Origin of the sequence: Paraburkholderia polaris, assembly GCF_012927345.1 — a bacterium.
Taxonomy (GTDB): domain Bacteria; phylum Pseudomonadota; class Gammaproteobacteria; order Burkholderiales; family Burkholderiaceae; genus Paraburkholderia; species Paraburkholderia polaris.
In genome coordinates this window covers 115,895-127,705 of sequence record NZ_JABBGJ010000006.1, presented here as the reverse complement: position 1 = coordinate 127,705, position 11,811 = coordinate 115,895, and the positions used below count along the sequence as shown (strand labels likewise).

Annotated in this window: 11 protein-coding genes and 1 pseudogene; 9 read left to right on the top strand and 3 right to left on the bottom strand. The window is 61.8% G+C overall.

Annotated features, from left to right (window positions below):
• Positions 1-127: 127 nt before the first annotated feature.
• The 3 genes from HHL24_RS07235 (at position 128) to HHL24_RS07225 (ending at position 2,106) form a co-directional block, all read left to right on the top strand.
• Positions 128-391 carry a DUF1488 family protein gene (locus tag HHL24_RS07235; protein WP_169484814.1) on the top strand — a complete coding sequence of 88 codons (264 nt, stop codon included), beginning with the start codon at positions 128-130 and terminating at the stop codon, positions 389-391.
• A gap of 494 nt (positions 392-885) precedes the next feature.
• Positions 886-1,290: an Hsp20/alpha crystallin family protein gene (locus tag HHL24_RS07230; RefSeq protein WP_329606598.1), complete on the top strand. Its 405-nt coding sequence runs from the start codon at positions 886-888 to the stop codon at positions 1,288-1,290.
• 33 nt (positions 1,291-1,323) lie between these two features.
• Complete coding sequence (locus tag HHL24_RS07225) at positions 1,324-2,106, top strand: LON peptidase substrate-binding domain-containing protein (protein WP_268966692.1); 783 nt, start codon at positions 1,324-1,326, stop codon at positions 2,104-2,106.
• On the opposite strand, the pseudogene HHL24_RS07220 reads toward HHL24_RS07225, so the two are convergent.
• The 3 genes and pseudogenes from HHL24_RS07220 to HHL24_RS07210 all read right to left on the bottom strand — a co-directional run.
• Positions 2,078-2,320, bottom strand: a pseudogene (locus HHL24_RS07220) (S16 family serine protease); the annotation flags it as partial. The gene HHL24_RS07225 and the pseudogene HHL24_RS07220 sit on opposite strands and share 29 nt — an antisense overlap.
• Before the next feature lie 42 nt (positions 2,321-2,362).
• Entirely contained in the window at positions 2,363-2,917 is a 555-nt protein-coding gene (locus HHL24_RS07215; RefSeq protein ID WP_169484813.1) for a histidine phosphatase family protein, read from the bottom strand.
• A gap of 142 nt (positions 2,918-3,059) precedes the next feature.
• The gene (locus HHL24_RS07210; protein WP_169484812.1) at positions 3,060-4,031 is read right to left on the bottom strand and encodes a Dyp-type peroxidase; all 972 of its coding nucleotides are present in this window, start codon (positions 4,029-4,031) and stop codon (positions 3,060-3,062) included.
• Between the two features lie 29 nt (positions 4,032-4,060).
• Between HHL24_RS07210 and HHL24_RS07205 the strand changes: the two genes are divergently transcribed.
• The 6 genes from HHL24_RS07205 to HHL24_RS07180 all read left to right on the top strand — a co-directional run bounded on the left by HHL24_RS07205 (position 4,061) and on the right by HHL24_RS07180 (position 11,702).
• Positions 4,061-4,303 carry a hypothetical protein gene (locus HHL24_RS07205; protein WP_169484811.1) on the top strand — a complete coding sequence of 81 codons (243 nt, stop codon included), beginning with the start codon at positions 4,061-4,063 and terminating at the stop codon, positions 4,301-4,303.
• Between the two features lie 126 nt (positions 4,304-4,429).
• On the top strand, positions 4,430-6,418 hold the full coding sequence (locus HHL24_RS07200) for an acyl CoA:acetate/3-ketoacid CoA transferase (RefSeq protein ID WP_169484810.1): 1,989 nt from the start codon (positions 4,430-4,432) through the stop codon (positions 6,416-6,418).
• A gap of 349 nt (positions 6,419-6,767) precedes the next feature.
• Entirely contained in the window at positions 6,768-7,079 is a 312-nt protein-coding gene (locus tag HHL24_RS07195; RefSeq protein ID WP_329606597.1) for a hypothetical protein, read from the top strand.
• A 201-nt stretch (positions 7,080-7,280) separates the two neighbouring features.
• Complete coding sequence (locus tag HHL24_RS07190; protein ID WP_169484809.1) at positions 7,281-9,446, top strand: ATP-binding protein; 2,166 nt, start codon at positions 7,281-7,283, stop codon at positions 9,444-9,446.
• Positions 9,443-11,092 carry a response regulator gene (locus HHL24_RS07185; protein ID WP_169484808.1) on the top strand — a complete coding sequence of 550 codons (1,650 nt, stop codon included), beginning with the start codon at positions 9,443-9,445 and terminating at the stop codon, positions 11,090-11,092. The genes HHL24_RS07190 and HHL24_RS07185 overlap by 4 nt, the downstream gene beginning before the upstream one ends.
• The gene (locus tag HHL24_RS07180; protein ID WP_169484807.1) at positions 11,070-11,702 is read left to right on the top strand and encodes a response regulator; all 633 of its coding nucleotides are present in this window, start codon (positions 11,070-11,072) and stop codon (positions 11,700-11,702) included. Before HHL24_RS07185 ends, HHL24_RS07180 begins: the two co-directional genes overlap by 23 nt.
• The last annotated feature ends 109 nt before the right edge of the window (positions 11,703-11,811 follow it).

The following is an 11,811-nucleotide window of genomic DNA, read 5'->3' as shown; positions in this document are numbered from 1 at the left end:
AGTTAATCGGTTGAATAAGATTGCGACGATTAGTATTGACGTCGACGCCATCGCGTTCATCCGCAAAGTCAGCGTCGGCTAGATATTTCATGCTAGGCTTCTTTGAAAGCTACCAACGGAGGCAACGATGGCTGACAACATCGAAGGCATTAGTGTCGCAAATGACGGTGAGGCCGTTAAGTTCGGCATCAGAGTCGACAGCGTCCACCACTTCTGCATTGTGAGCAGGGAAGTGCTTAAGGAATTGTCGCAGCCGGGTGGCCACAAAAACGACTTGTTGCAGGAGTTCGAACGGCACCGCGAATTGATCAGCGAGAAGGCCGCACTTGCAATTCGAAATGGTTTGAAGGGCGATCCGCTACCACTTACCGCCGAACTCTTCTTCCCGTAACGCAAACCGCAAACCTCACCTGGGGGCTGACATCAGCTCCCCCTCCTATACTCGATCACGCTGAGGTCAGCGATCGAGACCTACTCCCTGTTTTATGCACCAAGCGGCTTGCGGTAGATCGTGCCGCGATGAGCTGCAACGACCGTGTCGGCGAGAGACAGAGAAAGGGCCGACATCGGAATGAAACGAATGTGGACGTACAACGGGAAGCTGGCTGTCTTACATTCTCGGCGTGACTAGCGGCTCACATCAATAGTGTATAAGGCGATGGTAAGTATCGGACATATTGATAAGCATATCGACATTTCGGCCTCTATCGAACGCGATCAGCCGAGTGACACGCATACGACACGGGTGAATGTTCAGCGCGATTGCCCGTTTGTAGATTGGTAGGAGCGGTCCATGCGTCCTCACTTACTTGACATGCATCCGACGTTGGCCTTTGATGAATGGACAGCCAGTGTCGGGCTGACAGAACAGGCAGGGAGCCAGACGTGACATCCACTCGCCATACCATGATGTGGGAAGCCGCCATCGATGCGCTCGAGCGCGCCGAACGGCTGCATCGCCAGTTCTTCCGATTAGCTGGTCAGCACACGCGGGCGCCAGTATGGGAGCCACCCATCGAAGTGTTCGAGCATGACGGCTTGCTGGCGATCGTGGTGGCGCTGCCCGGCGTGCCTCCCGATCGCGTCAACCTGAACCTCGAAGGCGCGACGCTGATCGTTACCGCCGAGAGGACATTGCCCCGGGCCTTCGCCGGAGGCGCAGTCCATTGCCTGGAAATTCCCTATGGACGCTCCGAGCGGCACATCCGGCTTCCGGCCGGGCGCTACCGCCTGGCACGGCGCGACTCCGAAGACGGTTGCCTGTTGCTGGACTTCGAGAGACTGGAATGAGCCCGGCGAGCGCCGGCGAATCGAGGAGCGAAGATGAGCACGGACAGCGATAGCGAGGCCCCTGAGGCCACCTCGGCGAGCCGGGAGGCCACCCCCTTGCCGGCACTCCCCAAAGACAGCCTGATCCTGCTTCCGGTCCGCAATACCGTCCTGTTTCCGGGCATGGTGTTACCGCTGACGGCGGGGCATGGGCAGACCAAGGAGGATGTGCAGGCGGCCGTCAAGCGCCAGCAGCCCTTGGGCATCGTGCTGCAACGCGACCCGCAGCTGCAGGATCCGCCCTTCGATGGCCTCAACACGATTGGCACCGTGGCAAATGTGCTGCGCTATGTCACTAGTCCGGACGACGGCGCGCATCACCTGATATGCCAGGGTGTGGAGCGCTTTCGCCTGATCGCGCCAGTGGCCGGCCTCGGGTTCCGCGCCGCTCAGGTGGAACTGCTGCCCGACACCGCGCACAGTGACGCTGCCATCGACGCGCGCGTGCTGGTCCTGAAGCAACGTGCGGGCGAAATGATCGGGCTGCTGCCCAATGCGGGGGGCGAACTGATAAGGGCATTGGATGCGATCGAGTCGCCCGCGCTGCTGGCCGATAGCGTGGCCGGTCTGCTCGACATCCCACCGGCGAGCAAGCAGGACATCCTGGAAACGCTCGATCTCTGCAAGCGGCTCGACAAGGTGCTGGATGCCGTCGCCGGACGAATCGAAGTCCTTCGCCTGTCGCGCGAAATCGGCGATCAGACGCGCGGCCGGCTCGATCAGCGCCAACGCGAGATGATGCTGCGCGAGCACCCGGCGTGCTACTGGCCTCGATGAAGAGCAGTTCGCCGCCAACGGGTGTCCATGCAAGTCCGGTCACCACGCCCGGCAAACTGGTACGCATTGCCACCTCGCTCTCGAAGCGGCGATGACCCAATATCGATGACAAGCGATCGGGCTCGATTCGTTCGTGCGTGGCCGGGTCCTCAGCAACGCGCAACGCGACATACCGAAATACTGAACCGATCTGCCGCTCCAGGCTGCGCACACCTCCGCGTAGCGCCGCAGACTGATCTCGCCGCTACCGGAAGGTCTACCTGATTGGCTCGGCGCTATCGCCGGCGAGTAGCAATTGCGGGAGTTGTGAGAACGACCATCCGCCCGGTGCGCGATCGAGTATCCAAACCATGTCGAACCGGTCTTCCGGCCACATTGCAGGAACCGCGGGAGCGCGAGGCACGTGTCCGAATAGCGACGGCAGCACTTTGTGCTCCCATGCAATCAGCACGACGCCGGATTGGGTCAGCACGTCCCCCATTAGCGCCGGCCCGTCGTCTTTCAGGTACGTCGTGACGTAGTTCACCTGCGATGTTTGTCGCAGCAGCGCAACGAGAGGCGCAACGGTCTGCATCGCTCGCTTGCTCTTGCTGGCAGGACCGTTGCCCGGCGCGAACACGCTGGCCGGCGTCAGTCGCGCAGAATGCGGCTCGTGGATCGGACAGAAGAATCGCGCCAACGCGCCGGCACGCTGCCAGCCGCGAACCGCGAGGCTTTCGTCGTCGGCCTTACCGTCCGCTTCGATGCCGATGCCCTCGTTGGCGGTTGGCTTCTCCGCGTGCCGGATAAACATGATTCGATCAGGTGCCATGTTGCCTCCGTGGTGGTGTTGAAGATCGCTCTCTCAGTACAACCAACAGTATCAGGCACAAGTTGCGTTCGAACAGGAAGTGCCAGTATGCCCCGGCTTTTTCAAAGCCTATTGCGTGAGGTTGAATCGAGCGGGTCCCTCATCAGTCAGCCAGATTGCTCAGGAACTTGCGGGCCGGAGCGAAGAACGTCACACCGGCGACGGCCTTGGAGAAGTCCAGGATCCGGTCGTGAAGCGGCGGAGGGTTGCCGATGAACATCCGTTCCAGCATCTTCTCGATCACCCAGAGGTGGCGCGAATAGCCGATGAAGTAGGTGCCGTACTCGCCGCGGCCGGGGACGGCGAACGGCATGTTGTCGCGCAGGATGTCGTGCTCGCCCTCGGCGTCCTCGATCGTGCAGAGAGTCTTGTGCGACTTTTGGCCCTCCGTCGCGTCCGGCAACTCGACGTTGTCGAACTTGGTACGCCCGATGATCGCCTCCTGGCTCTCCACGGTTTGCGCGCGCCAGGCTGACAGGTCGTGCAGGTACTTCTGGATCACGACGTAGCTGCCGCCGGCGTAGGCTGGATCCTCCTCGCCGACGATCGTCGCGGCGGGCAGGTCGAGGCCGTCGGGATTCGCGGTGCCGTCGACAAACTCGAGCAGGTCGCGCCCGTTGAAGTAGCGGAACCCGGCCACGTCGTCGACCGCAGTGACGGCGTCGCCGAAGGCCTCAAGGAGAATCTTCTCGAACTCGATGATCAGGTCCGTCGAATCGGCACGGATGTGGTACAGCAGATCGCCCGCTGTGGCCACCGCAGTGTGCGTGGCACCCCGCACCTCCTGGAACGGCGCGAGCTCGCTGGGCGCGGGTTTCCCGGTAAGTGGACCCCACACGCGATGCGAGATTCCGACGTTACAGGTGAACACGCCACGATCGGCTCGGATCCTGACGTCCTTGACGAGGTCGTCGGTGCTGGCCACCACGGAGCGGGCCGTGGCGATCGACACGTCATCGTCCTTGACGACGAGGACCAGGAACGCGGCGGCCGCCGACATTGGCGCATCGATGTATTGCGGCTCGGTGTCGAGTGCGTGCTGGGCTGCGGAGATCGGCGAGGATATCGGGCTCATGGGTGCCTCCAGTCGCGAGGTGAGGATGATTGCAGTTGGTGCTGCTGTCAGTCATCATGGTGGGCCAAAAGGTTGCGGCGGCCGCCTCAGACAAGCAGGCGCTACAGACTTACAAGGACGCTGAGGCGCTCCTGAAGATCCAGGATGAGATGCACCGGCTCATCGAGGTCAACAATGCGCTGACCGAAGCGATCCATCGCGCGGTTACGGCAAAGGGAACATCCACGGCTGAGCAGCCGAACGTTTCCGGCCACTCCAGCCCGCCAGCGTGATGGTGGGCGAGAAACTTGCGTTTCGATTCGAGCGCATCATTGGGCCAATCAGAACCCGGCGATCAACCGCGTCGACAGGGAAAAGCGCCGCATCCGGGACGAACCCTTCCGTTGACTGGAGACGTCATGACTCAGAACGTGCAACTCGCAACGCTTTTGCAGACCTCGCAGGGCAAGATTGTCAGTGCTTGCGACGCGGTACGGCTGATCCGCGACGGCGATACGGTGGCGACCGGCGGCTTCGTCGGCATCGGTTTTGCCGAGGAAGTCGCGCTCGCGCTGGAGGCGCTGTATCTGGCGAGCGACGACGCGTACCTGCAGGCCGTCGGCAAACCACGCAACCTGACACTCGTGTATGCCGCCGGTCAGGGCGACGGGCGTGACAAGGGCCTTAATCATCTGGCGCACGAGGGCCTCGTCAAGCGCGTGATCGGCGGCCACTGGTCACTCGTGCCGAAACTGCAGCACCTCGCGACGTCGAATCTGATCGAAGCCTACAATTTGCCGCAGGGTGTGATCTCCCATCTTTTTCGCGAGATCGCCGCGGGCAAGCCCGGCTATCTGTCGCGGATCGGGCTCGGTACCTTCGTTGATCCGCGCAACGGCGGCGGCAAGCTCAACGAGCGGACCACAGAGGACCTGGTGCGCCTGATGCCGATCGACGGGGAGGAGTACCTGTTCTACAAGACGTTCCCGATCCATGTCGGCATCATCCGCGGCACGACCGCCGATCCGGACGGCAACGTCACGATGGAGCGCGAGGCGTTGACGCTCGAATCGCTGGCAATCGCGATGGCCGTGCACAACTCCGGCGGCATCGTGATCGTGCAGGTCGAGCGCATCGCCGAGCGCCATGCGCTGCCTGCGCGCGAGGTCAAGATTCCCGGCATGCTGGTGGATTGCGTCGTCGTCGCGCGCCCGGAAAACCATTGGCAGACTTTCGCCGAACCATACAGCCCGGCCTTTAGCGGCGAGTTTCGCGTGCCGCTCGCGCACGTCGAGCCGATGCCGCTGACCGAACGGAAGATCATCGCGCGGCGCGCCGCACTCGAGCTGGATGCGAACAGCGTCGTGAACCTGGGCATCGGCATGCCCGAGGGCATCGCTGCAGTCGCGAGCGAAGAGAAGATCATCGACCTGCTGACGCTGACCGCGGAGCCCGGGGTGATCGGCGGTGTGCCCGCCGGCGGCCTGAACTTCGGCGCGGCGGTCAACGCGCAGGCGATCATCGATCAACCTTACCAGTTCGACTTCTACGACGGAGGCGGCCTCGATATCGCGTTCCTTGGCCTCGCGCAGGCCGATGCCGAGGGCAACGTCAACGTCAGCAAGTTCGGCCCGAAGCTCGCCGGCGCGGGTGGCTTCATCAACATCAGCCAGAGCGCGAAGAAAGTCGTGTTTGTCGGCACCTTCAACGCGGGAAGGTTGCAGGTGCAACTGGATGACGGGCAATTGCGCATCGTCGACGACGGCGAGGTCGCGAAGTTCGTGCGCGAGGTCGAGCATTGCACGTTCAGCGGCCACGTCGCGAGCGCGCGCGCCCAGCGCGTGCTGTACGTGACCGAGCGTTGCGTACTGCAACTGACGCCCGACGGGCTGGAACTGATCGAAGTGGCGCCGGGCGTGGATCTCCAGCGCGACGTGCTCGACCGGATGGCGTTCACGCCGATCATCAAGGACACGCCGGCCCTGATGGACGCGCGCATCTTCCGTCCTGAACCGATGGGGTTGCGCGACGACCTGCTGCGGCTGCCGCTGCCGAACCGTTTCGCGTACGACCCCGAGCGCAATACGCTGTTTATCAACTTTGAGGGGCATAGCGTGCGCAGCGTCGCTGACATCGACGCGATTCGCCAGCAGGTCGAGGCGCTGATCGGCCCGCTCGGCCGGCACGTGCATGCGATCGTCAACTACGACAACTTCAGCTTGCTGCCGGAGCTGGAAGATGCCTATGCGGAGATGGTTAAAGGGTTGGTCGAGCGTTACTACACGACGGTATCCCGCTATACGGGGAGCAGCTTCCTGCGGGCGAAGCTGGGCGACGCGCTGCACCGGCGCGGCTTGTCGCCGTATATCTCCGAGAATGCGCAGCAGGCGCGGAACTCAAGCGCCTGATATGTGACGCGATGCCGGGCTTCCTGTCCGGTGCTCGACCTCGCAATGAAAGCGGCAGGCGCCGGGTACGTGGCGCGGCAGGCTCACGTCCTGACGGAACGGGGGCGTGCGCTGGCAGAATTGGCCGGCCGTGGCAATGCCGGCTAATGAGCCAGGGATTCGCCGCTATCCTGGACCGCACTAGCTCATGCGTCGGCATTCAGGATTTCCTGACGGCATATTCAGCAGATCGGAAGTGCATTTTTCCGGGCTTCCTGACTGCGTAGCGCGGTCGATCTCCCTACGATGGTTTATCGTCGTCTTTATCAGCGGGTCCGTTATGTGCGGTCATTCAGAGGACCACGAACACGTGTTTGAACGCCTGAACAGCGCGTGTCAGCGCCTGTTCGAGACGTGGTGTGAAAGCAGAAGCGTCATCCCGCTCGGCTACCTGTTGCACTGCTGGCCGTTACCGGATAAGGGGCACGCGTCCGTGAAACGCCTGGCGGACGGATTACGCGAACTGGGCAGGACGGATCCCGACGCACTCGGCGGTCGCATCTGGCCGATCCTCTGCGAGTTGGCTTTATGCATCGATGAGATTGTGCTGTATCCCCGGATCTATGTGCAGAAGGCGGTAGACGATGCACCGCCTGTGGGGCGGGTCCGGTACGGCATGTAAGCGGTCTTCAGATGAGTCAGGGCACGTTTCACCCGGCGTGAGCGCCGGCGGAGCCCAGGAAAAACCCGAACGAGCGACTGGCTGGGGGCAGGCAAACGTTGCATCGCCACCCTGCCGACGTGGCGGCAGACGTGTCAGTATCCCGCCGCGGCAACGAGTGCAGAATAGACGAAACTAGAACCGTAGCACTCACGGGGATGTATGAAGCACAACCTGTTCGACGCATGGTGGAGTTTGATCAGCCGCTTCCGGAGTAGCCTTGTGTTGCGGCTGCTCGTGACGGTGTTGCTCGTCAGTTGCGCCGTCACTGTGTTGTTGACCGGGTTACAGCTTTACCGCGATTACTACCGTGGGGTGGAGCAGATTGAAAATCGCCTGGCGGACATTGATCGCAGCAATCGCGACAGTCTCGCAGAAGCGCTATGGCGGCTCGATCATGCCCAACTGCAACTGGAGTTGAATGGCATTCTGCGTCTCGCCGATATCCGGGCCGTGGAAATTCGCGAGCCGGGGAGCCACGGGAAATCTGCCTACATGAGCGCCGGTCAGCGCTCGGCCGGCCCGGTCGTCGCCCGCGAGTTTCCGCTTGTCTACAAAGTACAGGGCAAAGAGCGGGAGATCGGCGAGCTCTACGTCGAGGCGACGCTCCTCGATCTTTACGATGAGCTGATGCGAACCGCCGCGATGATCCTGGTCACGCAGGCGGCCAACACCTTCCTCGTCTCGCTGTTCATTGTCTACATCCTGTCCCGTCTGGTTATGCGGCATGTCGCTGCGATTGCGCGCACGGTGGAAAATTACGATTTCCGTGAAACGCCCCGGCCATTCAGTCTGCAGCGGCGCACGCCGCGTGAGCCGGACGAACTCGACCGCATGGCGGCCGCATTCAATGCGATGGGCGCGCGCCTGTACTGCGCGTATCGCGACGAGCAGGACGCGGCGGCTGAACGCGAAGCACGCAATCTGGCCGAAGCGGCCAACCGGGCCAAAGGTGAATTCCTGGCGAATATGAGTCATGAACTGCGGACACCGCTGAATGGCATTCTTGGCTATGCCCAAATCCTGGCGCGCGATGTCACGCTGAGCGAGCGGCAGCGCGAACGCGTTGAGGCCATCCGCAATAGCGGTGAACATCTGCTGACATTGATCGAAGACACGCTCGATTTCGCGAGAATCGAAGCGGGCAAGCTGCGTGTCGAAATCTGCGACGTGCCGCTGGCGGGGTTTGTCGATGTCATTCGCGAAATCATCAGCGTGAAAGCGGAGCAAAAGCGTCTCGGCTTCATCTGCGAAATCACTGAGGATGCGCCTGCCGGCGTGCGTGCCGACGAGCGGCGGTTGCGGCAGGTGGTGCTCAACCTGCTTGCAAACGCCGTGAAGTTCACCGATTCTGGTTGCGTCAGCCTGCATATCTCGAGGTCTGCGTTGAACCGCGTCCGTTTCGAAGTGCGTGATACCGGTATCGGCATTGGTCCCGACCTGCTGAATACGATCTTCGAGCCATTCGAGCAACTGGGCGCGGCCGAGCGGCGAGCAGGCGGGGCCGGCCTCGGTCTGGCCATCAGCCGGGAGTTTGTGCGTGCGATGGGTGGCGGGATCGAGGTCGAAAGCCGCATCGGGCAGGGCAGTACCTTCCGGTTCGAACTGCCGGCGGCGAGCGTGTTGCCGGTGTCGCGCACGACGGCAGCGGCCGCACCGGCCCCGGATACGATAACGGGCTATGAGGGGCCGCGCAGGAAGGTGCTGGTTGTCGACGACGTCGAGGTCAATCGCACGATTGCAGTGGATCTGCTGAGTCGTCTTGGCTTTGATACTGTTGAGGCGGAAAACGGTCGCGAGGGGTTCGAGACCGCGCAGCGCGAACGCCCGGCACTCATTCTCACAGACATCGTGATGCCTGAAATGAACGGACTCGACCTGACACGCAACCTGCGTCAATTGCCGGCGTTCGCGCACGTTCCGATCATTGCGATGTCCGCCAGTCCTTCCGGAACCAACAGGGCAACGAGCATGGACGCGGGTGTCAACGCATTCCTGTCCAAACCGGTCGACCTCGACGCGCTGCTCACGCAGATCGCTACGTTGCTCGGACTGACGTGGATCCATGCTTCGCCACCACCGTCCGCGCGGCCCAATACGCCCGAGATAAGCCTGGCGGCGGTGCCTTGGCAACAGATGGAAGAACTGCATCATCTTGCCCGCCTGGGTGACATGCATGAAATCATCGTCTGGGCCGAGAGAATGGCGGCGCGCGATCCGCGTTATCACTTATTCACGGCGCAGCTCTGCGCGCTTGCCCGGGACTATCAGTCGAAAGCCATACTTCAGTTGGTCGAACGATACTTACATGTCGAGCCCAAGCCATGAGCGATCTCAACGCAGATGCCGGCGAGCGGCCGACGATCCTCATTGCGGACGACACGCCTGCGAATTTTGGTGTGGTCGTCGATAGCCTGACAGAGCGCGGCTTTCGGGTACTCGTTGCACTCGATGGCGAAGAGGCGCTCGAACGCGCGCTGTTTTCGCAACCCGACCTGATCCTGCTCGACGTGAAGATGCCGGGTATCGACGGCTTCGAGACTTGCCGGCGGCTCAAGGCGAATGAGCGCACGCGTGATATCGCGGTGATTTTCATGACGTCGTTGACGGGCGGCGATGACATGGTCGAGGGCTTTTCGGCCGGCGGCGTCGATTACGTGGCGAAGCCAGTCCGCGTCAATGAAATGATGGCCCGGATCGAGACCCATCTCGCCCTGCGCGTGATGCACCGCCAGCTTGTCGCGCAGAACCGCCAGCTTCTGAAAGAAGTGGCGGTACGCCAGCAGGCAGAGGCCGAACTGTCGAGCGCGCGCGATGTCCTTGAGCAGCAGGTGGACCAGCGCACCAGGCAACTGGCGGAGTCGAACGCGAGGCTTTCCGCCCAGGTCGACGAGCGCCGCCGGGCGGAAGCGAAACTGCAGGCGAGCGAAGCGCGCTTTCGCACGATTGTCGAAACCAGCCCAATCCCGCTGTGCATTACGTCGATGCCCGAAGGCGTCATTCTGTACGCGAATGAACCGCTGCGCGAACTGTTCGGTCTCGATGCGCGCGCGGGCATGCTGACCAATATCGTTGATTTCTATGTGGACGCCGGCGATCGTGACAGCCTGGTGTCTCAACTGCGCAAGGAGGGCAGCTTCAATAACAGCGAAGTCCATCTGCGCCGGGTGGACGGCTCGGCGTTCTGGGCCATGGCGACCGCGCGCGTGGCGACCTTCGGCGATGCGCCGGCGATCTACGTTGGCCTGAACGACATCACGTCGCGCAAGCGTATTGAGCAGCAGTTGTTCGAATCGCGCAATCAGTTGCGCGAATTGTCCGCGTACATGGAGGCGATTCGCGAGGAAGAGCGCAAGCGCATCGCGATGGAAATTCACGATGAACTGGGCCAACTGTTGACGGCCTTGAAAATGGACGTTTCACTGCTGAAAATGCGCCTCGGCCATGATCCCGACGCGATGCGCAAGGCTGACGACATGCGTGAACTTGTCGAGAAAACGATCTGGATGGTCCGCAATGTCGCGAACCATCTGCGGCCTGTGGCGCTGAACTTCGGGGTCGTTTCGGCGCTGGAGTGGCTGGTTGAAGACTTCGTCCGCCGCAACGGCATTCCTTGCCAGTTGCACATTAACGGAGGCGAGCCCGTGTTGCCGGAGACTTGCGCCACCGCCGTGTTTCGCATTGTGCAGGCTTCGCTAACCAACGTTGGGCGCCATGCCAATGCGGCGCGAGTCGACGTGACGCTGACCAGCACGGCGACGACGCTCGACCTCCACGTCAGCGACGACGGCTGCGGTTTTGATCCAGCCATGGCGAGTACAGGTTATTCGTACGGTCTGCTCGGCATGCAGGAGCGTGCCCGCCTGATCGGCGGGGCAATGACGATCGACAGTGCACAAGGCATGGGCACGGCCATTTCCATTCACATTCCGCTTGCAGGCGGGGAAAAAAATGATCAACGTCCTGATTGCTGACGACCACGCTGTCGTGCGTGGAGGCCTGAAACAGATTATCGCGACGACCACGGACATCGTCGTCGCCGCCGAGGCCGCGCAGGGTTCAGAAGTGCTTGAGCGCCTGCGTACGAAGCGGTTCGATCTTGTGCTGCTTGACATGACGATGCCCGGGATCAGCGGGGTCGATCTGATCCGGCGCGTACGTGCTGAGCAGCCCGCTCTGCCCATCCTCGTGCTGAGTATCCACAACGAGGCGCAGGTCGTCTCGCGAGCGCTGCGAGCGGGGGCAACGGGCTATGTGACGAAAGACAGCGATCCCGACGTTCTCCTGTCAGCAATCCGCAAGCTGGCCGGAGGCGGGCGCTTCATCGATCCGAAGCTGGTCGACGCCATGGTCTTCGAGACCCATTCCGGTGACGCGCCGCCGCACGAAGTTCTGTCCGACCGTGAATTCCAGGTGTTGCAAATGCTGGCTGCCGGCACAGCCATCAATGAGATTGCCGAATCGTGTTCGCTCAGTGCCAAGACCATCAGTACCCACAAGATGCGTCTCATGCAGAAACTCGGCCTTAACAACAACGCTGAACTGATCCGGTATGCGATCAGGCACGGTTTGATCACGGAGTAAGCGTGCCGTTAAGGAAATCCTGAGCCCTGAACCAGCGTTTCCTGAATTCACAATCCATCGCTGCTGACGGAAAAATTCTCGCCGTTGCCCCACGATTGTCAAACGGGAA

Bases quoted from the DNA above. Each gene is read 5' to 3' on its own strand.
- HHL24_RS07235 (WP_169484814.1), top strand. From the start codon at position 128: ATGGCTGACAACATCGAAGGCATTAGTGTCGCAAATGACGGTGAGGCC.
- HHL24_RS07225 (WP_268966692.1), top strand. From the start codon at position 1,324: ATGAGCACGGACAGCGATAGCGAGGCCCCTGAGGCCACCTCGGCGAGC.
- HHL24_RS07215 (WP_169484813.1), bottom strand. From the start codon at position 2,917: ATGGCACCTGATCGAATCATGTTTATCCGGCACGCGGAGAAGCCAACC.
- HHL24_RS07210 (WP_169484812.1), bottom strand. From the start codon at position 4,031: ATGAGCCCGATATCCTCGCCGATCTCCGCAGCCCAGCACGCACTCGAC.
- HHL24_RS07200 (WP_169484810.1), top strand. From the start codon at position 4,430: ATGACTCAGAACGTGCAACTCGCAACGCTTTTGCAGACCTCGCAGGGC.
- HHL24_RS07190 (WP_169484809.1), top strand. From the start codon at position 7,281: ATGAAGCACAACCTGTTCGACGCATGGTGGAGTTTGATCAGCCGCTTC.
- HHL24_RS07185 (WP_169484808.1), top strand. From the start codon at position 9,443: ATGAGCGATCTCAACGCAGATGCCGGCGAGCGGCCGACGATCCTCATT.
- HHL24_RS07180 (WP_169484807.1), top strand. From the start codon at position 11,070: ATGATCAACGTCCTGATTGCTGACGACCACGCTGTCGTGCGTGGAGGC.